Source organism: Mesorhizobium sp. M0496, from assembly GCF_040321205.1.
GTDB lineage: Bacteria > Pseudomonadota > Alphaproteobacteria > Rhizobiales > Rhizobiaceae > Mesorhizobium.
On the sequence record NZ_JAMYRC010000057.1, the window covers coordinates 1 to 21,912 of the forward strand.

General features: G+C 64.2%; 12 protein-coding genes. 4 read left to right on the forward strand and 8 right to left on the reverse strand.

Going from position 1 to position 21,912, the window contains the following annotated elements; all coding sequences use genetic code 11:
• Positions 1 to 225: 225 nt before the first annotated feature.
• The 7 genes from NKI73_RS30140 to hutI form a co-directional block, all read right to left on the reverse strand.
• The gene (locus NKI73_RS30140; RefSeq protein WP_352635285.1) at positions 226 to 2,007 is read right to left on the reverse strand and encodes a glucan ABC transporter ATP-binding protein/ permease; all 1,782 of its coding nucleotides are present in this window, start codon (positions 2,005 to 2,007) and stop codon (positions 226 to 228) included.
• Positions 2,008 to 2,518: 511 nt separating this feature from the next.
• Positions 2,519 to 11,116 (reverse strand): glycoside hydrolase family 94 protein, encoded by an 8,598-nt coding sequence (locus tag NKI73_RS30145; RefSeq protein WP_352635286.1) that lies wholly within the window; start codon positions 11,114 to 11,116, stop codon positions 2,519 to 2,521.
• A 268-nt stretch (positions 11,117 to 11,384) separates the two neighbouring features.
• A complete protein-coding gene (locus NKI73_RS30150) occupies positions 11,385 to 11,972 on the reverse strand; it encodes a HutD/Ves family protein (protein ID WP_352635287.1) in 588 nt (195 codons plus the stop codon).
• A gap of 4 nt (positions 11,973 to 11,976) precedes the next feature.
• Positions 11,977 to 13,647, reverse strand: a complete 1,671-nt coding sequence (hutU, locus tag NKI73_RS30155; RefSeq protein WP_352635288.1) for a urocanate hydratase — start codon at positions 13,645 to 13,647, stop codon at positions 11,977 to 11,979.
• A 27-nt stretch (positions 13,648 to 13,674) separates the two neighbouring features.
• Positions 13,675 to 14,493 carry an N-formylglutamate deformylase gene (hutG, locus tag NKI73_RS30160; protein WP_352635290.1) on the reverse strand — a complete coding sequence of 273 codons (819 nt, stop codon included), beginning with the start codon at positions 14,491 to 14,493 and terminating at the stop codon, positions 13,675 to 13,677.
• A complete protein-coding gene (hutH, locus tag NKI73_RS30165; RefSeq protein ID WP_352635292.1) occupies positions 14,490 to 16,034 on the reverse strand; it encodes a histidine ammonia-lyase in 1,545 nt (514 codons plus the stop codon). Before hutH ends, hutG begins: the two co-directional genes overlap by 4 nt.
• A complete protein-coding gene (hutI, locus tag NKI73_RS30170) occupies positions 16,031 to 17,266 on the reverse strand; it encodes an imidazolonepropionase (protein WP_352635293.1) in 1,236 nt (411 codons plus the stop codon). Before hutI ends, hutH begins: the two co-directional genes overlap by 4 nt.
• Before the next feature lie 98 nt (positions 17,267 to 17,364).
• Between hutI and NKI73_RS30175 the strand changes: the two genes are divergently transcribed.
• Positions 17,365 to 18,717 carry a formimidoylglutamate deiminase gene (locus tag NKI73_RS30175; RefSeq protein ID WP_352635295.1) on the forward strand — a complete coding sequence of 451 codons (1,353 nt, stop codon included), beginning with the start codon at positions 17,365 to 17,367 and terminating at the stop codon, positions 18,715 to 18,717.
• Positions 18,714 to 19,454 (forward strand): histidine utilization transcriptional repressor HutC, encoded by a 741-nt coding sequence (hutC, locus tag NKI73_RS30180; RefSeq protein ID WP_352635296.1) that lies wholly within the window; start codon positions 18,714 to 18,716, stop codon positions 19,452 to 19,454. The genes NKI73_RS30175 and hutC overlap by 4 nt, the downstream gene beginning before the upstream one ends.
• Before the next feature lie 183 nt (positions 19,455 to 19,637).
• Here hutC and NKI73_RS30185 read toward each other — a convergent pair whose 3' ends face one another.
• The gene (locus NKI73_RS30185) at positions 19,638 to 19,982 is read right to left on the reverse strand and encodes a RidA family protein (protein WP_352635298.1); all 345 of its coding nucleotides are present in this window, start codon (positions 19,980 to 19,982) and stop codon (positions 19,638 to 19,640) included.
• A 228-nt stretch (positions 19,983 to 20,210) separates the two neighbouring features.
• On the opposite strand from NKI73_RS30185, the gene aztA reads away from it, so the two are divergent.
• Positions 20,211 to 21,017, forward strand: a complete 807-nt coding sequence (aztA, locus tag NKI73_RS30190) for a zinc ABC transporter ATP-binding protein AztA (RefSeq protein ID WP_352635300.1) — start codon at positions 20,211 to 20,213, stop codon at positions 21,015 to 21,017.
• Positions 21,017 to 21,892, forward strand: coding sequence for a zinc ABC transporter permease AztB (aztB, locus tag NKI73_RS30195; protein ID WP_352635302.1), 876 nt, complete (start codon positions 21,017 to 21,019; stop codon positions 21,890 to 21,892). The genes aztA and aztB overlap by 1 nt, the downstream gene beginning before the upstream one ends.
• Positions 21,893 to 21,912 lie beyond the last annotated feature (20 nt).

The following is a 21,912-nucleotide window of genomic DNA, read 5'->3' on the forward strand; positions in this document are numbered from 1 at the left end:
ACGAAAACTCGCCAATCTCAACGCCGATTATCTCGAAAATCTCATCCGTCAAAAATCAACGTTAACCTGAAGCGATTCCCCTGGGTGTCGCAGGGGCTTCTCACCCTCCCCCTTGTGGGGAGGGTCGCTGCGAAGCAGCGGGGTGGGGGAGCGGCGATGGCGCCTGTACCCCCACCCGGACCTACGGTCCGACCTCCCCACAAGGGGGAGGTAGAAGAAAGAAGGTCAGGCAGCGGCTTCCTGCTGTTGCTGCACACTGCGGCTGAGGCGGCGAACCTCCTCGTCGTTGAGCAGGCCACCGGCGCGTAGCAGGCTGGCAAAGCGGCCATTGCGCAGCGACAGCTCGGTGAAGCCGCCCATCTCGATCACCCTGCCCTTGTCCATGAACACGACCAGATCGGCGTCGCGAACGGTGGTCAGGCGGTGGGCAATGATGAAGGTGGTGCGGTCGCGCCGCAACTCGTCGATCGCTTCCTTGACGCGATCCTCGGTCTCGACGTCGAGCGCGCTGGTCGCCTCGTCGAGCACCAGGATCGGGGCATCCTTCAGCACGGCGCGGGCAATGGCGATGCGCTGGCGCTCGCCGCCCGACAGCTGGCCGCCACGTTCGCCGACCAGCGTGTCGTAGCCATTGCTCTTCGACAGGATGAAGTCCTGCGCCGCTGCCGCATTGGCGGCGGCATGGATCTCGTCATTGCTCGCATCGGCACGGCCGACGCGGATGTTGTCCTCGATCGAGCGATTGAGCAGGCCGGCATCCTGGAACACGGTGGCGATCGAATGGCGCACCGACTTGCGGGTCACGGTGCGGGTGTCGATGCCGTCGATGAGAATCCGGCCATGCGACGGCGAGAAGACGCGCTGCAGCAGGTTGATGAGCGTGGTCTTGCCGGCGCCCGTCGGGCCGACGATGGCGACGGTCTGACCAGCCTGGACCTCGAAGGAGACGTCGTCGATGCCATGGCCCGAATTGGCGAATTCGAAGCCGACATTCTCGAAGCGGACATGGCCGGTGACGTTAGTGAGATCGCGCAAGCCGTCCGGCTCAGCGGCATCAGCCGCGGAGTCCTCGAGATGGTAGAAATCTTCGAGCTTGGCACGGGCCTCGGAAATCTGGTTGGCGAAAGCCGACATCTGGTCGAGGCGAGCGATCAACATCGTGGCAAAACCGGTGAAGGCGATGACGTCGCCGACACCCAACTGACCGTGAGTCACGAGATAGGAGCCGATCGACAACACGATCAGCATCGAGATCGCCGACGACAGACGGTGCAAGGCATTGGCCAGCGCCCACCAGTCGAGCACAGGGTTCTGCGCGTCGAGCAGGTTCTTGACGTAGCGGCGCAGCGTATCGGCCTCGTGGCCGAGGCGATTGTAGCTCTGCAGCACCGCAACGTTGCTAACCGAGTCGGTCACATGCGCGAACACCTTGTGGTAGTGGCGCTCAACCGCAGCCTGGCCCGCCTTGGTGCGGCGCATTACCATCCGACCGATGCCGACGTAGAGCAGCCCGAGGCCAAGCAGCACCAGCGACATGCGCAGATCCATGCTGATCGCGGTCGGGACCAGCAGTACGAGGGCGACAGCCGTGGACAGATGCTGGCGCATGAATTCAAGCCAAAGGCTAAACAGGGTTTCGACGGCGCGCAGCATCGTGTGCAACGCATTGGAGGTGCCGTGCTGATGGTGCCAGGCGAGCGGCATGGTGATCACGCGCTCGAAGGACTGGCACAGAACTTCGCTGCGCCGCTTGTGAGCAAAGCGGTCAGCGCCGCGCGCCACCATGACGAAAGCAACGATGTTGAAGGCGCCGAGACCGGCCCACATGACCAGCGTGGTGAAGACAGAGCCGCGCTCGGAGATGGCGCCGATGACGCGACCGAACATAATCGGCTCGAGAAGCGCTACGATAGCGAGAGCCACGTTGGCCGAACAGATCAACGCGACGCGTTTCCTGTCCGCAGCCAGATATCCGAGTGCTCGCCAGTAGATTTGCAGAAGGGTCACCCCAGTTACTCCGCCATGCTGTTTATTGTGCACTGCATCATTTTATTCGTACCGGTTGATACGTCGCAAAACAATGGCCGTGTACCTCTTCAGTTCCCTCAGGGCGAACAAAAGATGGCGACGTTCCGAAATCTGCCGTGATCAGCTAACGGTTTGAGAAAACAGGTAAAATGTCAGGCATGCGGCGAAATCATGGCAGCTCGCGCGTGCTGCCATAATTTTAATCAGCAGCAATGTCGGGCGGGTGACCAAGGCCGAAATCGCCGTCTGCACAGTATAGCGCGAAACAAATCAGCCTTGCGCCTCTCCAGGCGACGGGAGGCCCCGTCTCTCCGCTCGAGCCGACTCCCATGGCGCACTTCAAGTCCTTGATTTCATGCGCTTCTCAGGGGCATGCCCTTCAGTCGGGCCAATGGCAACACCGGACGGCACGGCGCCTCCCATCCTGTCATGGTCCAAAAACCGCGCCCCGGGCCCTAGACCCGAGAGCACGCTCTTTAGGCAGCATATGTCAGGCCGGAATCCTGACGATGACGTCGGTAACTTCGCCATCCTTCAGTTCGAGCGCCGAAGCCTTGGTCTTTGCCCCATTCACCTCCAGCGACACGGCCTTGGCCTTATTGTCGCGGATGACACGAACCTTGAGTTCGGCGCCCAGCATCTTGAGGGTTGCCGAGTAGCCGTCCCAGTGGCTCGGCAGTTTCGGCTTGAACTGGACACGCTTGCCGCGCCGTTCGATGCCGAGGATGCCTTCGACCGCCGCCCTGTAGAGCCAGCCGGCAGAGCCGGTGTACCAGGTCCAGCCGCCACGGCCGCCCTTGTTGTTGCCGGCATTGTCGTCCCCGGCATAGATATCGGCCGCCACGACATAAGGCTCGACGCGATAGTGCTCGGCCGAGGCCTCGTCGGTCGCATGGTTGACCGGATTCAGCATCGACAAACAGCGATAGGCCTCGTCGGTCCGCCCCATCTCGGCGAGCGCGATGACGAACCATGTGGCGGCATGCGTGTACTGGCCGCCATTCTCGCGCACACCGGGCGGATAGCTCTTGATGTAACCCGGGTCCTTCTCCGTCTTCGAGAAGGGCGGGGTGAACAGCCTGACGATGTTGAGCTTGTCGTCGACGAGCAGCTTGGTCGCCTGCTCCATCGCCGTCGTCGACCGCGCCGGATCGCCCTCTCCCGAAAGCACGCTCCAGGACTGGGCGATCGAGTCGATCTTGCACTCCTGCGAGGTTCGCGACCCTAGCGGGCTGCCATCGTCGAAGCTGCCGCGCCGGTACCATTCGCCGTCCCATGCCGTGCTTTCAAGCGCCCGCTTCAGCACATCGGCATGCTTTGCCCAGGCCTGTGCACGCTTGGTATCGCCCTCGGTCTTGGCAACAGGGGCGAAGTCGCCCAGTGTCTTCAACAGGAACCAGCCGAGCCAGACGCTCTCGCCCTTGCCGTGCTCGCCGACGCGGTTCATGCCGTCGTTCCAGTCGCCGCCGAGGATCAGCGGCAGGCCCGCAGGGCTGCTGCGCTTAATGGCGAGGTCCAGCGCCCGCGCGCAATGGTCGTAGAGCGACCCCGTCTTCTTCGAAACCTCGGGAGTGAAGAAGGCATCGTGCTCATCCTCGCCCAGCGCCTGTCCGTCGATGAAGGGCAGTTGCTCCTTGAGGATGGTGGCATCACCGGTGACCAGCAGGTAGCGCGCCGTGGCGTGGGCCAGCCAGACGACGTCGTCGGAGATCAGGGTGCGCACGCCGGCGCCGGTGCGCGGCAGCCACCAGTGCTGCACGTCGCCCTCGGGGAACTGCCGCCGTGCCGCGTTGAGGATCTGGTCGCGCGCCAGCTGCGGGTCGTGCGCCAGCAACGCCAGCGTGTCCTGCAACTGGTCGCGGAAGCCGAAGGCACCGCTGGCTTGATAGAAAGCGGAGCGGGCACGGATGCGGCAGGCCAGGCTCTGATAGGGCAGCCAGTGATTGACCATGGCGTCGAGCGCCTTGTCCGGCGTCTCGACCTGGATGGTGTCGAGAAAGCCGCGCCACCCGCGCTCATTGTCGGCCAGACGCTGATCGAAATCCTTGACCCGGTGCTCCCGCACCAAGGCGCTCGCCTCCTCGGCGGACTCGGCGTCACCGAGCAGCCAGAGCAGCGTCACGTCGCCGCCTGCCGGAATCTCGATGTCGCGGGCGATCGCCGCGCACGGATCGTCGCCGGCCTCGACACGGTCCGATAGTGCAGCACCGCTCAGCACCGCCTGCGGAAGCTCGCTGGAGCCATGCCGGCCCAGGAACTCCGAGCGGTCTGATGTCACCGAATGGACGCCACCATCGGCGGCGAGGAAGGCCACCCGCTCGCCGAAATCGAGCCCGTAGGGGTTTTGCGCCAGCAATGCACCGGTGGCTGCGTCACGGGATGGGACGATGGTTGCCGCCGTGCTCGACCGATGCCCGCCGAGCACCCATTCGGCATAGGCATAGACACGCAGCCGCGCCGGCACCGAGCCGGAATTCTGGATACGCAGCCGCGAAATCTTCAGAGGATCAACCGGATCGACGACATGGGTAAGGTCCATCGACAACGGCCCGCGCTTCGAGCGGAAGGTCGAGAAACCCTGGCCATGCCAGGCCTCGTAGGTCATCGAGGGATCGCGCACCATGGCGGCGAGCGGCGAGAACGCCTTGCCGCTGGCCTGATCGTAGATGTAGAGGCCCTCGCCCGGCCGGTTCGAGACCGGGTCATTCGACCATGGCGTCAGCTGATAGTCGCGGCTGTTGCGGCTCCAGGTGAAGGCAGCCCCCTCGGCGGAAGTGTGGAAGCCGAACGAGGCGTTGGAGACGACGTTGATCCACGGCTGCGGCGTCGTGCGCCGGCCGGCCAGGCGCACGACATAGTGCCGCCCGTCGCCGTCGAAACCGCCAAACCCGTTCCACTGGCTGAGCCCCCTTCCATCGGCGCTGACATTGGCGACCGCCTGCGAGGCAAATGCATGCATCGTGGGCACCAGGGACGGCAGTTCGCGCGGAACCGGCAATGCTGCGGGCAGCAGGGCATCGCGGGCCTGCAGCGCCGCCGCCTCGGCCCGCTCGATCTGGTCGAAGATGGTGCCGTTGCGCGTGTGCAGGACGACGCGAGCGACGGCGAGCAGCGTCTTGTAGGTCGTCTCGTCCATAAGGTCGCGGCGCACCGCGAAAATGTGCTGGCGAGGTCCGAGTTCCTTGCCACGCAAACGGCTGTTCTCGCACAGCGTCTCGACCGCCCGCTGCAGGTCCTGGACATAGGAGGACGCCTGCTCGTTGACGACGACGAAGTCGATCATCATGCCGCGGGTGCGCATATATTCCTGGAAACGCAACGCCTGGGCGACGATTTCGAGATCGGCGACGTCGCCGATCCTGACCAGGAAGATCGGGAAATCGCCGGAAATGCTAGTCGGCCACAGGCTCGACTGCTTGCCCAGCCCCGTGGCAATGGATTCCGCCGGAAGACGCAGGAACGGGTCCGGATAGATCAGATAGCGCGCCAGCTTCTGCACATTGGCGGCATCGGTCAGGCTGAGGCCCATATGGCGGGTCTGCACCTGGCTGCGCGTCCAGGCGAGCATCGCCTGGCGGGCAAAGCTCTCCGGATGGTCGAGCCGGGCGATGGCCTCGTCCAGTTCGGCGCGGCCGGCGCCGACGACGGTCCAGAAGGTCAGCGATATCTTCTTGTTGGCCGGCACGCGCACCTGACGGCGCAGCGAAGCGACGGGATCGAGCGTGAAGCCCGAATGGCCACCGAGCCTGGCGCCCGGATCGAAGGCGGCAGCGTCGACAATGGTACGGCCACGGCCGATGAAGGCGCGCCTGTCGGTCTCGGCCTCGGCATCGCGCGCCGATCCGGACGGATCGGTGACGAAATGCACCATGGCGATATCGGGCTCGCTGGTCTCGCGCTTGCGCCGCGTAGCGAAGATCGCCGCGTTATTCGATGCGATTTCGGTTTCCACGAACATCTTCGAGAAGGCCGGATGCGCGTTGTCGGATGCTTCCAGGCCGAGCACCAGTTCGGCAAAAGAGGTCACTTCAATGTGACGGTCGGATGGACCATCATTGTAGAGCGTGACCCGACGGCCCTCGCCGTTGCCTTCCGAAATGACGATGCATTCAACCTCGGAGCGCAGCGTGCCCACCGATTTGACGAAGCTCGCCTTGTCGTCAGAGAACAAGGTCTGCGCCTTTTCCTCGGCGGCGCGCTTAGGCTCCGATGTCGCCGACCACCAGTCGCCCGTGTCGGCGTCACGCAGGAAGATGTAGGAGCCAAGCCGGTCCTCGGTCGGATCCGGCTGCCAGCGGGTGACGGCAAGATCGCCCCAGCGGCTGTAACCCGAGCCGGTCGCCGTGACCATTACCGAATAGCGGCCGTTCGACATGACGCTGGTCGAGCGCAGCGATTGCAGCGGGTTGAGCACGATGCGGGTGTCAGGGCTCTCGATCTCGGTCTCGTCCTTGGAGCGTTCGTCGGCCTCGGTCCTGACAGTCGCGGTCGGAATGTCGCGCGGCGCCCTCTCCTGCAGCAGCAATTCGGCCGATTCGATGACCGGATCGCTGTGGAAGCGGTCGCGCATGCGGCCTTCGAAAATGGCGTCGGCGACCGCCACGATCGACATGCCCGAATGGTGCGCCATGTAGTTCTGCACGACGACATGGTCGGTGCCTTCCGGCACGCGCTGCGGCGTGAAGTCGACGGCGTCGTAGTAACCGTGGCGGCCTAGTGCGCCGACTTCCCTGAGGTGGGCGAGATTCCGTACGGCTTCGCGCGGGTTGAACTGGGCCGCCAAGATGGTGGCGTAAGGCGCGATCACCGTGTTCTGGCCAAGGCCGCGCTTCAGCCCGAGCCCGGGCACGCCGAAATTGGTGTACTGGTAGGTCAGTTCACGGTCGCGGGCGTTGTAGGCCGCTTCCGAAATGCCCCACGGCACGTTCTTCTGGCGGCCGTACTGGATCTGGCGCTTGATGATCAGCTTGCTGGTCTGGTTGAGAATCGAGCCTTGCGGCTCCTTCATCACCAGCGGCGGCATCAGATATTCGAACATCGAGCCGGACCAGGACATCAGCGCGCCCTGGAAACCGATCTCGACGATCGGCCGGCCGAGCCGGAACCAGTGCTCGGTCGGCAGATCGCCCTTGGCGATGGCGAACAGGCTGGTCAGCCGTGCCTCGGAAGCCAGAAGGTCGTAGCAGCTTTCATCGAGCTGATGTTCCTCGACCCGGTAGCCGATCGACAGCAGCTTGCGCTCCGGCCGCATCAGGAATGAGAAATCCATCTCGAAGGCGAAGCGGCGCGTGCGCTCGCGCAAGGTGAGCAGCTTGGCACGCAGCGCCTCGACCGCATTGTCGTCACTGTGCGCATCATGGACATGCGCCTCGCAGGTGGCTTCCAGCCTTGCCGCCCAGTCGACGATGACATCGCTCTGGGGCGATGCCGCCTCGGTGTGGATGGCGGTGGCAAGCTTGCGGATTTCGCCGGCCAGCACAGCCAGGTTGATGGTGCGGATCGACGCCATTTCCGGCTGCGCCTTGATGGTATCGACCGCGCGCCGCATACCGTCGAGACGGTCGGCGAGGCGCTGGCGCAGGGGGCGCAGCTGACGACGGTCGTCGGGCAGTTCGTCAAGGCTTTCGCTGAGGATGGCGACCGTGTCGAGAATGCCTTCGAAATCGCCCTGGAGATGGACGGAGGGCGCTTCGGCCCATTCGGCGCAGGCTGCCGCCACCGCTACCAGATGGCCGGCAAGATTGCCGCTGTCGACCGCAGAGATGTAGAGCGGGTAGAGGGGCTTCAGCGTCGTCGTGTCATACCAGTTGAAGAGGTGGCCGCGGTCGCGCGGCATGCCCTCGATCGTCGACATGGTGGCGTCGATGCGGGTGATGGCGTCGGACAGGCTGATCCAGCCGAAATCGCGAGCGGAGACGACGGACAGCAGGTAAACCCCGATATTGGTCGGCGAGGTGCGTGGCGCCACCACGGGCGCCGGGCTTTCCTGGAAATTGTCGGGCGGCAGATGGTGATGCTCCGATGTCACGAAGCTTTCGAAATAGTGCCATGTGCGCCGCGCCACCGTGCGCAACGTATGGATATCGGCCTGCGATATGCGCAAGCGATCCTCGGTTTCAGCCGAACGGCTGATCCAGCTGGCGATGGCCGGCGAACCAATCCAGAACAGGGCGAAGAAGAAGGCAACGAAGGCGCCGGTCGAATCGGCCAGCACCGGAATGGCAAGGCCGACGAAGCCGATGATCACGGCGCCATACATCATGCCGTAATACGATCCGACATCATTGTCGCCCGCCTTGTGCGCCTGCGAGGCGGTACGCCATTCCAGCAGATTCTGGCGGCTGACGAACAGCCGGTAGAGCGTGCGCACGATGGCGTCGCCCATCATCCAGGCGTTATGCGCCATCAGCACGATCTTCAGCGCCACCATGGCGGTACCGAAGGCGACGTCGCGCGCCAGCGCCGAGAAATGGCCGCGCGGCGTCTGGTCGCCACTCTTGGGCAGGATGGCATGGACGATGTCGAATGTCGGTGCCATGAACAGGCTGAGGATCAGCAGAGCCTGCCATTGCGCGGCCTGCGTGAAGGGCAGCAGCGTCCAGCCGGCGATCGCCGCCATCACCCAGAAGATCGGCGTCAGCGAGCGGCGCAGATTGTCGATCATCTTCCAGCGCGACAGAGCCGGCACGCCGGAGCGTGGATCGAGCATGAAGCCGAGCAGCTGCCAGTCGCCGCGCGCCCAGCGATGGTGGCGCGAGGCGTCGACCGAGTAGCGCGTCGGATAGTCCTCGACCAGTTCGACGTCGGTGACCAGCGCCGCGCGCGCCAGCGCGCCTTCCAGCAGATCGTGGCTGAGGATGGTGTTTTCCTCGATGCGGCCCTGCAGCGCCGCCTCGAAGGCGTCGACATGATAGAGGCCCTTGCCGGTGAAAGACCCGTCGCCGAAGACGTCCTGATAGAGATCGGACACGGCAAAGACATAAGGGTCGAGGCCGCGATTGGCCGAAAACACCCGCTGGAAAAACGACGCGTCGTCGCCTGATGTCAGCGACGCGGTGATACGCGGCTGCAAGATCGCATAGCCGGCGGTGACGACACGCTTGCTGGCATCGAAATGCGGGCGGTTGAGCGGGTGGCAAAGCTTGCCGACGAGGGTCGCGACCGCGTCGCGGGTGGTGCGCGTGTCGGCATCGAGCGTCATCACATGGACGACGCTCTCCGGCAGCGGCACGTCGAGCGGCAGGAACGTGGTGTCGCTGTCGCCGCGCAGCAGGAGGTCGAGTTCGTGCAGCTTGCCGCGCTTGCGCTCCCAGCCCATCCAGGACCCTTGAGCCGCATTGAACAGCCGGCGCCGGTGCAGGATGTAGAAACGCGGCGCGCCTTCGGAGGGATAGCGGTCGTTGAGACGGGCGATCTCGGCACGGGCGAATTCGAGGATTTCAGTATCCGCCGCATCGATCTCGATCTTCGAGTCGGGCCAGTCAGACAGCAGCGCGAAATGGATCTCATCGGCCGTGTTGGCGAGATGATGCACCTCGATATTGCGAATGTTCTCCTCGACGTCGTCGCGCGAGCCGATCAGCGACGGCACAACCACCAGCGTGCGCGCCTCGGGCGGTACGCCGTGCCTGTAATCGTAGCCGACGAGGCGCGTCGGTTTGAGGAACAGCGATACGACCGTGTTGAAGAAGGCGAGCGCGCCCTCGCTGGCCGGCACGGCAAACAGCGCGAGCATCAGGACGATTGACGGCACCGACAGGCCGAGATTGGTGAGTGCGTTGCCGGAAAGGACGAGAAGCAGGGCCGTCAGTGCAAACACCGGCACGACGATGCCAAGCCACCCCGTCTTGCGGAAGGCACGCTTGACCGTCTGGCTGATGGTCGGCCGATAGCCGATCGCCTTCTCCAGCTCCAGCCGGCGCGGGCCGACGAGAAAGAAACCGACATCGGTGTGAGCGGATGCGGCAGGGACGGCATCCTCATCGCCTGGCATGGTCTCGCCAGCGGCGTGGCCGGCCAGCTCGATGGCCTTTTCCGCGACCCGATATTCCGAAAGGTCCGAACGGCGCGCCAGTTCCTCGATCGCGGTCCGGTACTGGTCACGCGAGAAGAAGTCGAGCGCGGCGAAATCGGTGCGCTCGCGCAGCACGGTATCGATGCGGCTGACGCCTTCGAACCAAACAGTCCAATCGACGTCGTTGATGAGGCGCAGGCCGCGGATGATGTTGCCCGTCGTCACGTTGCCGCTGGACAGCGTGCGATGTTCGGAAATGATGATTTCCTCGGCGTCGGAGCCGGTCTTTTCGAGCTCGCCTTCCAGCCATTCCAAGGCCTTGCCGGCATTTTGCGATCCATCGCGCAAGCGGTAGAGCAGCTGGGTGGCAAAGGTGGTGTCCTGCGCGTGGGCGCTGAAGTTGGACAGGATCGCCTGGCGGTCGGCGCTGTCGTCGGTGGCCAGAACCTGGTCCGCCACATCGTTGGCGATCTGGCGCATCTGACGGGTGCGATTGACCCTGACCGCCAGCCGGCGGAGATTTTCGATCAGGACGAAGCGCAGCAGGGAAGGCAGCGCCCAGAGTTCGCCGATCTTCAGCGGCTCGACCGATTGAAAACCCTGGACGATGGCCTTGAACATCGTCGCCGAGACGGAACTGTCCGAATGCGCCACATAGGTCCAGGCCAGCGCCAGCGCGCGTGGCACGCTGCCGTTGTCAGGCAGTTTCAAGGTCGGCAGCTGGCGGTAGAAGCGGCGCGGCAGGTCGCGCTTGACCTGGAAAATGGTCTCTTCGACGAGATAATTGTTGTCGAGCAGCCATTGTGCCGCCGGCGTGATCGTCTCGCCTCTCGCCTGCACTGCATTGGTCGAACGGTAGACTTCCAGGATCTTCTTCGCACTGTCGCGGACACGCGCTTGAAAATCGAAGGGCGTCAGGCCGAACAGATCGGTGAGGTCGCCTTTTGCCAGGCTTTCACCGAGCAGCCGAAGGCGTTCTTCGGGCAGGTAATTGGAGCGGATCGGCTCTTCCGTGATGGCCGGGAAGCTCGCGCTTGTCTTCTCGATTTGGGCAGGGTTCGTCTGAATATTCATTGAAAATTCCGTAAGCGGCCAGTCAGCGGCGTCACCGCCACGGCAATGGCCCTAAAACCGATTCAAATGCAATTGGTTGCATAAACCCCATTTGCCGAAAGTTTGTTTCCGCACCACGATAGGGCGTCATCTCTCAGCGAAAAACAACGACGAGCACCCCTCCTCCCATCGAGATCGATCGACGGGGAGGATTCGGGCTTTTTCGTGATGCTCGCCGTCAGCTTACGCTATAATTCGCCGGCACCGCGATCATGTTTGGAAACAAGCGTTAATCGTTGCCTGAGATGTCGCCGAGCCGGATCACGAACAGCGTCGCCTCATGGGCAGGCTGGATAAGCAGGCTGGCGCTGTCCGGACCGGGCAGCAACGTGTCGAGCGGCCCGAGGCGAACCGGTTCGGCGGCGGCCACAGTGACTTCGCCGTTCAAGCACAGGATGAGGGTTGTGCCGGCTTCAGTCCGGATTTCCACGGGAGCCGAAACGACCAGGCGTTCGACCGAATGCGTCATCCGACTTCTGCGGGTCATGACATTGAGGTCGGTGATCGGCCCGCCGATCAGCGTGGCCGAGGTCTGCACGTTAGCCGGGAAGGAAAACAGGGCGGTCGTCCTGTTTATGGATTTCGGCGGGTAGCCGGCGATATCGAGGACGATGCCCTCGCCTTCGAGCACGGCAAGGGTGCGATCGATACCGGCAAACTGCGAGAACGGGCCGCTCAATTCGACGCGCGCCATCGAGACGCGCCAGTCGAAGTCGTCGAGCCCGGCACCTGCGGGCGAGACGGCGATTTCCGTCGTTACGCCGCCGCCGTTCTTCCACGGCATCGAGCGGTATTCGGCTGCCCGCAGGATGCGCATCGGCTCAGCCCAGAATGCCGGGCAGGTTGAGCTGGTGCTCCTTGGCGCATTCGACGGCGATGTCGTAGCCGGCATCGGCGTGGCGCATGACACCGGTCGCCGGGTCGTTCCAAAGCACCCGCTCCAGGCGCCTGGCGGCTTCGCGTGTGCCGTCGGCGACGATGACCATGCCGGCGTGCTGCGAGAAGCCCATGCCGACGCCACCGCCATGGTGCAGCGACACCCAGGTGGCGCCCGAGGCCGTGTTGAGCAGCGCATTGAGCAGCGGCCAGTCGGAGACGGCGTCAGAGCCGTCCTTCATGGATTCCGTTTCGCGGTTCGGCGAGGCGACCGAGCCGGAATCGAGGTGATCGCGACCGATGACGACAGGCGCCTTCAACTCACCCTTGGCCACCATTTCGTTGAAGGCGAGGCCGAGCCTATGCCGATCGCCGAGGCCGACCCAGCAGATGCGCGCCGGCAGGCCCTGGAACGCGATGCGCTCACGCGCCATGTCGAGCCAATTGTGCAGATGGGTGTTGCCGGGCGTCAGTTCGCGCACCTTGGCGTCGGTCTTGTAGATATCCTCCGGATCGCCCGACAGGGCCACCCAGCGGAACGGGCCAATGCCGCGGCAAAACAGCGGACGGATATAGGCCGGCACGAAACCGGGGAAGGCGAAAGCGTTCTCGAACCCCTCTTCCTTGGCCACCTGGCGAATGTTGTTGCCATAGTCGAGCGTCGGCACACCGGCGTTCCAGAATGCCACCATCGCCTCGACATGCTCGCGCATCGACGCGCGAGCCGCCTTCTCGACCGCCTTGGGGTCGCTGACGCGCTTCTCGCGCCATTCGGCCATCGTCCAGCCCTTCGGCAGATAGCCGTTGATGGGGTCATGAGCCGAGGTCTGGTCGGTGACCATATCGGGGCGGATGCCGCGCCTGAACATTTCCGGGACGATCTCGGCCGTATTGCCGAGCAGGCCGACCGACTTCGCCTCGCCGGCCCTGGTCCAGCGCTCGATCATCTCCATCGCTTCATCGAGTGTCTCGGCCTTCTCGTCGACGTAGCGGGTGCGCAGGCGGAAATCGATCGAGTCGGGATTGCATTCGATGGCCAGGCAGCAGGCGCCGGCCATGACGGCGGCGAGCGGCTGGGCACCGCCCATGCCGCCGAGCCCGCCGGTCAGGATCCATTTTCCCCGGAGATTGCCGCCATAGTGCTGGCGACCGGCTTCGACGAAGGTCTCGTAAGTGCCCTGCACGATGCCTTGCGTGCCGATGTAGATCCACGAGCCGGCCGTCATCTGGCCGTACATCATCAGGCCCTTCTTATCGAGCTCGTTGAACTTTTCCCAGGTCGCCCAATGCGGCACCAGGTTGGAGTTGGCGATCAGCACGCGCGGCGCATCGGGATGGGTGCGAAAGACCCCCACCGGCTTGCCCGACTGGACCAGCAAAGTCTCGTCATCGGCCAGCGTCCTCAACGAGGCGACGATGCGGTCAAAGTCGTTCCAGGTGCGTGCCGCCCGGCCGATGCCGCCATAGACAACCAGCTCGTTGGGGTTTTCGGCGACATCCGGGTCGAGATTGTTCATCAACATGCGCAGCGGCGCTTCCGTCAGCCAGGAGCGGGCGCTGATTTCGCTGCCGCGCGGGCTGCGGACTTCACGGATGTTGTGGCGAGGATTGTTCATGGCGTCACTCCATAAAAGGATCGAATGTCAGGCCTGCGCCCAAGACGTCGCGGTCTCGAGGATTTTCCGCAGTGTGGCGCGGATCGGTGCTGCGAACTCGGCATCGTAAGGCACCGGCCAATTGCCGGGCACGCCCTTGCCGTCAGGCTCGCGCATGTAGCCGCGGTTGGAGAGTTCCATCTGCAGCGCATGGACGCCCTGGTGCGGCTGGCCGAAATGGCGCGTGATCCAGCCGCCCTTGAAGCGGCCGTTGACGACGAAGGTTTCGCCGGTTTCGGCCATGATCTGGCCGACCATCGCCTGCAACGCCGGATCGGCGCTCTTGTCGTCATTGGTGCCGAGATTGAACACCGGCAGCGTGCCCTCGAACAGGCGCGGCAGCACCGAGCGGATCGAATGGCAGTCGTAGATGACGATCTTTTCGTGCAGGCCGCGCAGCCGGTCGATCTCGGCCTGCAGGGCGGCATGATAGGGCGCGAAGAATTTTTCGCGGCGCTCGTCGATCTCCGACGGCCCCGGTTCTTCGCCCTCGCGGTAGAGCGGATCGCCATCGAAGGTTTCGGTCGGGCAGAGGCCGGTGGTCGCCTGACCGGGATAAAGCGAGGCGCCGGAGGGATCGCGGTTGACGTCGATGACCGTGCGCGAGATCGCCGTATGCACGACAGTTGCCCCCAGGCTGCCGGCGAAATCATAGAGCTTGTCGATCCACCAGTCGCAATCGCGGCGACCGAGCCAGGACGACACCAGCCGGTTCTCGAGGCCGGCGAGATCGATGCCGGTGTGCGGGATCGATACCAGCAATGGGGCCGTCCCGCGCGCTACGGTGAGCCAAGGCGTGCCCGTCATCGTGCAGCTCCAGAAATCGACGGCAGCGTTATCGCGCCGGCGGCCTTGATGGTCGCACCACTGCGCACCATGGTGATCGCCTTTTCCATGTCGGGATGGAAATGCCGGTCATTGTCGAGATGCGGAACCTCGGCCCGGACCAGCTTGCGCACCGCTTCCAAGGCATCGCTCGAAGCCAGCGGCGCATGGAAGTCGCAGCCTTGCGCGGCGGCGAGCAATTCGATGCCGACCACCGCCGTTGCATTCTCGACCATGCCGATCAGCCGGCGCGCGCCGTGCGCGGCCATCGAAACGTGGTCTTCCTGGTTGGCCGAAGTGGGAATGGAATCGACGCTGGCCGGATAGGCTTTCTGCTTGTTCTCCGAAACGAGCGCCGCCGCTGTCACCTGCGGGATCATGAAGCCGGAGTTCAGGCCGGGCTTCGGCGTCAGGAAGGCCGGCATGCCCGACAATGCCGGGTCGACCAGCATGGCAATGCGGCGTTCCGACAAAGAACCGATTTCGCAAACTGCGAGCGCGATCATATCGGCGGCGAAAGCCACCGGCTCGGCGTGGAAATTGCCACCGGACAGTGCAGTGTCATCCTCGGCGAAGATCAGCGGATTGTCGGTGACGCCATTGGCCTCGGTGCCCAGCGTGTCGGCGGCCTGGCGCAGGACGGTGAGTGCCGCACCCATGACCTGCGGCTGGCAGCGCAAGCAATACGGATCCTGCACGCGTTCGTCGCCCACCCGGTGCGATTCACGGATGGCGCTGCCGGCCATCAGATTGCGCAGCGCGTCCGCCGTTTCGATCTGGCCGCGATGCTTTCTCAACACATGGATGCGTGGGTCGAAGGGGGCATCGGAGCCTTTTGCCGCGTCGGTCGACAAAGCGCCGGCGACCAGCGCCGACTGGTAGAGCACCTCGGCTTCGAACAGGGCGGCCAGCGCATAGGCCGTCGAGAACTGCGTGCCGTTGAGCAGCGCCAGACCTTCCTTGGCGCCCAATGTCACCGGCTCCAGCCCATGCGAGACAAAGGCGACCTTGGCGGGAAAGCGGCCATGCGGGGTGAAGCATTCGCCAACGCCGATCATCACCGCCGTCATGTGCGAGAGCGGGGCAAGGTCGCCGGAGGCGCCGACGGAGCCTTGCGCCGGCACCACAGGGATGACGTCGTTGGCCAGCATCGCTTCCAGCAATTCGATGGTCTGCGGCTGCACGCCGGACGCGCCCTGCGCCAGGCTGGCCAGCTTCAGCGCCATCATCAGCCGGCAGACGGCTGATGGCATCGGCTCGCCGACGCCGGCAGCGTGCGACAGCACGATGTTGCGCTGCAAGGTCTCGAGATCCTCAGCGGGAATGCGGACGCTGGCCAGTTTGCCGAAGCCGGTGTTGATGCCGTAGACCGGCTCGCCCTTGGCGACGATCCTGGCAACAGCCTCGGCACTCGCCTTGATTTTCGACCGGCAGGCATCGTCCAGCTTCGGCACGGCGCCACGGTAGATGGCGCGCCAGTCGGCCAGCGTCGCATTGCCGGGCTTCAGGTTCAGTTCGGTCATTGTCCTCTCCAGATGCGGGCATGCAGCGGGTTGAAGCCCATGCGGTAAACGAGTTCGGCGGGGCGCTCGATGTTCCAGATCGCGAGATCGGCGGATTTTCCGGCTTCGATCGTGCCGGTTTGACCCAGCAAACCAAGCGCGCGGGCGGCCTCGCGGGTGATGCCGGCAAGGCATTCGTCGACGGTCAGGCCAAACAAGGTCGCCGCCATGTTCATGGTGAGAAGCAGCGAGGTCAGCGGCGAGGTGCCGGGATTGTTGTCGGTGGCGACAGCCATCCTGACGCCGTGCTGGCGAAACAGGCTGATCGGCGGCTTCTTTGTTTCGCGAATGAAGTAGTAGGCGCCGGGCAGGATCGTCGCCACGGTCCCCGCCTTGGCCATCGCCGCCGCACCCGCCTCATCGGTGTATTCGAGATGATCGGCCGACAGCGCGCCATAGCGGGCAGCGAGTTCGGCGCCATGCAGGTTGGACAGTTGGTCGGCATGAAGCTTGACCGGCAGGCCGGCGGCCTTGGCGGCGTCGAAGACGCGCGCCATCTGGTCCGGTGAAAAGGCAATGCCCTCGCAAAAGCCGTCGACCGCATCGGCCAATCCCTCGGCGGCAACCGCCGGGAGAATCTCTTTTGCGACCAGATCGATAAAGGCGTCCTTGTCGCCCTTGGCTTCCGGCGGCAGCGCATGGGCGCCGAGGAAGGTCGTGCGGATCGTCACCGGCCGCTCACCGCCCAGCCGGCGTGCGGCACGCAACGATTTCTGCTCGTTTTCGAGGTCGAGCCCGTAGCCCGACTTTACTTCCACTGACGTCACGCCTTCGGCGATCAGCGCGTCGAGGCGGGGCAGCGATTGCGCAACCAACTCGCTCTCGCTGGCGGCGCGCAGCGACTTGACCGAGGAGACGATGCCGCCGCCGGCCCTGGCGACCTCTTCATAGGTGGCGCCGGCCAGCCGCATCTCGAACTCGTTGGCGCGGTTGCCGGCATGGACCAGATGGGTGTGGCAATCGATCAGGCCGGGCGTGATCCAGCGGCCCTCGCAATCGATTGTCTCGGCACCCTTGGCAAATGCTGTGGGCATCTCCGATTCGGGACCGGCATAGACAATGCGGCCGTCACGCGCAGCGATCGCGCCATGTTCGACGACGCCAAGTCCGGCCGCGTTTTCGGCCAACGTCGCCAAGCGCGCATTGCGCCAGATGCGAACCGCCCCTGCCCGGCTTTCACTCTCTGCAGCCATCATCTTTTCCGTTTCAATTGGTGACAATTATGTATATACATATTGAAACGCACCGCAAGTGCCATCATCGCATGAGAGACAGAGAACCGGAGAGAAAAGTGACTGATATCTTCGCGGAACAGGCGCTCCTCCCCAATGGCTGGCACGACGATGTGCGGCTCACCTTGGCCGATGGACGCATCACAGCCGTCGAACTTGGCGCCGCAGCGGCAGCCAGCGACGAACGTCACGCGATCCTGCTGCCCGGCATGCCCAACCTGCACAGCCACGCCTTCCAGCGCGGCATGGCCGGCCTTGCCGAACTTCGCGGCCCCTCCGCCGACAGTTTCTGGAGCTGGCGCGAGGTGATGTACCGTTTCGCCCTGTCGATGACGCCCGATCAGGTCGAGGCGGTTGCAGCACAACTCTATGTCGAGATGTTGGAGGCCGGATTTTCGCGCGTCGGTGAATTTCACTACCTGCATCACGACCGGGATGGAAAACCCTACGCCAACCTCGCCGAGATGGCCGAGCGCATCGCGGCCGCGGCCGGCGAAACAGGTATCGGCCTGACGCTGCTGCCGGTGTTTTATGCCCACTCGTCTTTCGGCGGTGCGGCTCCGAACGAAGGCCAGCGGCGATTCATCAACGATGTGAACCGGTTCTCGCGGCTTGTTGAGAAATGCCGCGAATCGGTTCGCGCTTTGAATCAGGCTGTCGTCGGCGTTGCTCCGCACAGTTTGCGCGCGGCGACACCGGAAGAACTCAATTCGGTCGCAGCGATTGCGCCGGACGGGCCGATCCACATCCACGTCGCCGAGCAGGTGAAGGAAGTCGAGGACTGCCTGGCCTGGTCGGGGGCGCGGCCGGTCGAATTTCTGCTTGGCCATGCCGAGGTCGACCAACGCTGGTGCCTGATCCACGCCACGCATATGACCGATGCGGAAACGATCGGCATGGCCAAGAGCGGCGCTATTGCCGGTCTCTGCCCGATCACCGAGGCCAATCTCGGCGACGGCATTTTTGCCGCGCCGCTGTTCATAGAACATGGCGGCCGCTTCGGGATCGGTTCCGATTCCAACGTTCTGATCGGGCTGCCAGACGAATTGCGCCAGCTCGAATATTCGCAGCGCCTTGGCCGCCGCGCCCGCAATGTGCTCGCGGTCGCCGGCGGCTCGACCGGCCGCGCGCTGTTCGACGCCGCACTTGACGGCGGCAGCATCGCGCTTGGTGCCGGCGCCTCAGCGATCGCGGTCGGCGCATCCGCCGATCTCGTCTCGCTCGACGCCGGCAGTCCCTCGCTTGCCGGCAAGACCGGCGACGCAATCCTCGACGCCTGGATCTTCGCCAATAGCAGCAAGGTCGACTGCGTTTGGGTGCATGGCCAAAGACAAGTCAGCGGCGGCCGGCATGCAAGGCGCGAGGCGATCGCCGAGCGATTTCGCGGCGTGATGACGGCGCTTTCGGCATGAGCATGACCGGGACAATAGGGACGGAAGGCGGCGGCTCGCTGCACCAGCGCATCCTGTCCGACATCAGCGAACGCATCATGTCCGGTGCCTGGGCACCCGGTCACCGCATTCCGTTCGAGCACGAACTGAGCGCGCAATACAATTGCTCGCGCATGACAGTGAACAAGGCGCTGTCGCAGCTTGCCAAGGCGGGACTGATCGAACGCCGGCGTCGTTCCGGCAGCTTCGTCCGCCGACCGCAGTCGCAGGCTGCGGTACTGGAAATCCATGACATCCGAATCGAGGTCGAGGCGCTCGGCCTGGCCTATCGCTACGAGCGCGTGGCGCGACACAAAAGGCGCAGCAGTGCCGAGAATCGCGCACTGCTGGAGCTGGGCGTGGCCGGGCCGGTGCTGGCGCTGGAGTGTGGTCACTTCGCGGGCGAGCGGCCGTTCGCGCATGAACAGCGGTTGATCAATCTCACCGCTGTGCCCGAAGCGGCCGACGAGGAATTCCTGGCCATAGCACCAGGACCATGGCTGATTGGCCGCGTGCCGTGGAGCGAAGCCGAGCACCGGATTCGCGCTGTCGCCGCCGACAGGCATATCGCGGCCGCGCTCGATATCGCAGCCGGCGCGCCGTGCCTGGTGGTCGAGCGTCGGACATGGAGCGCCGATCACCCGGTCACCCATGTGCGCTTCACCTATGCGGCCGAGAGCCACACGCTGGTGGCAAGGTTCACGCCGTCGCAGGGGTGAGGCTGATCTCCCCCCGTGGGGGAGATGTCCGGCAGGACAGAGGGGGGCGCCGTAGAGCGCCAACTTCTGTCATGGAACTTGCTGGAAGAGCATCAATCAGACTGAAAGGCTGGCGGGACAGGCGCCCCCCTCTGCCTTGCCAGGCATCTCCCCCACAAGGGGGAGATTGGCAGCTTCAACGCTTCAGATCGCGGCAGTAATAATGATCTCGACCAGATATTCCGGTCCGGCGAGCTTTGCTTCGCCGGTGGCGCGGGCCGGCGTGTTGCCTTGCGGCACCCACTTGTCCCATTCCGAGTTCATCTCGGCAAAGGTGCTCATGTCGGCCAGCCAGATGATCGCCTGCAGGATCTTGGTCTTGTCCGAGCCGGCCTTGGCCAGCAGTTCGTCGATGGCCGCCAGGATATCCTGGGTCTGCGAAGCGACGTTGCCGCCCGGCTTACCGACCTGACCGGCTAGATAGACGGTATCTCCGTGAATGACTATCTGGCTCATGCGCGGGCCAACATCGATGCGACGAATGCTCATTGGATGGTTCCTTCCTGTGGCGGTTGCGCCTCTTTAGAGTTGCCGCCGGCTTCGGGCAAGGTCGCTCGGTCAAATCTCCTTGGGCCAACGGCGCGTGACGTCCTTACACGGCAAGTTGACCCGGCAGCCGCAATTCCGCCGGATTGGCTTGTTGACTAATGTAATAACATCACATATCCAATCGGCCGCTGCCCGCAGCCGGATTTCGCCGCCCTCACGGATCGCAGAATGACAAATACCTGCCTGACATTCCGCGACCTGACGCTTGGCTACGGCAGCCATCCGGCAATCCATCATCTCGACGGCACCATCCGCAAGGGTTCGCTGACGGCTGTCGTCGGCGCAAACGGCTCCGGCAAATCAACGCTGATGAAAGGCATTGTCGGCGTCCTGAAACCGATGGCCGGCGAGGTCATCCGCGCGCCTGGCGTGCGTGCCGCCTACCTGCCGCAGCAGTCGGAACTCGACCGCTCTTTTCCAGCGCGGGTGGTCGATCTGGTCTCGCTCGGCCTATGGCCTCGACGCGGCCTGCTTGGCCGCTACACCAGGCAAGATCGTGATGACGTCGCCAAAGCACTGATGGCAGTCGGCCTCGGCGGCTTCGAGAAGCGGCCGATCGATACGCTGTCGGGCGGCCAATTGCAGCGCACGCTTTTTGCGCGTGTCCTGCTGCAGGACGCCGACCTCATCCTGCTCGACGAGCCGTTCAACGCTGTCGACGCCAAGACGGTCGGCGACCTTATTGCCCTGATCAAACACTGGCACGGCGAGGAACGCACCATCATGGTGGTCGTCCACGATCTCGATCTGGTTCGGCAGAATTTCCCCGAAACATTGCTTCTCGCCCGCCAGCCGATCGCCTGGGGCGAAACCAGGGAAACGCTGAAGCCGGAAAACCTGTTGCGCGCCCGCCGCTTCCACGAAGCCTGGGAAGAGAATGCGCCCTGGTGCGAGCCAGACGAGCATGATCACGGCCATGGGCACGATCACGACCATCATGATCATCACCATGGCGTTGGGCCGAGGGCTGCCTGATGGATACGCTCTACAGTCTTTTCATCGCGCCCTTCGCCGATTTCGGCTTCATGCAGCGGGCGCTGATCGGCTCGCTGATGCTGTCGCTCGGCGCCTGCCCGGTCGGCGTCTTCCTGATGCTGCGGCGCATGAGCCTGTCGGGCGACGCCATGGCGCATGCCATCCTGCCCGGAGCTGCCGCCGGCTTCCTGCTCTATGGACTGGAGATTCTGCCGATGACCATCGGCGGCCTGATCGCCGGCATCGTCGTCGCGCTCGGCGCAGGTGCTGTATCGCGCTTCACCATCCAGCGCGAAGACGCCTCGATGGCGGCGTTCTATCTGATCTCGCTGGCCATCGGCGTACTGATGGTGTCGATCCGCGGCTCCAGCGTCGATCTCATGCATGTGCTGTTCGGCACCGTGCTGGCGCTCAACGATGAAGCGCTGACGCTGATCGGCGGCATCGTCGCGGTGACGCTGGTCAGCCTTGCCATCTTCTGGCGGGCATTGGTCGCCGAATGCCTCGATCCGCTGTTCCTGCGTTCGGTCAGCCGGTTGGGCAGCCCGGTGCATTTCATCTTTCTCGGCCTCGTCGTGCTCAACCTCGTCGGCGGCTTCCAGGCGCTCGGCACGCTGCTTTCGGTCGGACTGATGATGCTGCCGGCCGCCGCTGCCCGCTTCTGGTCGGTGCGCGTCGAGCCGATGTGCGTGCTGGCGGTGCTGATCGGCTTTGCCTCCTGCGTCGCCGGGCTGCTTTTGTCCTATCACGCGTCGCTGCCGTCCGGCCCGGCCATTATCCTGTCGGCCGGTGTCGTTTATTTTGCCTCGATCCTGTTCGGCACGCGCGGCATTCTGCGCGCGCGCATCGTTCATCACCGTCACAGAACGGCTTAATCCCCCGCCTCAAAAGGAGA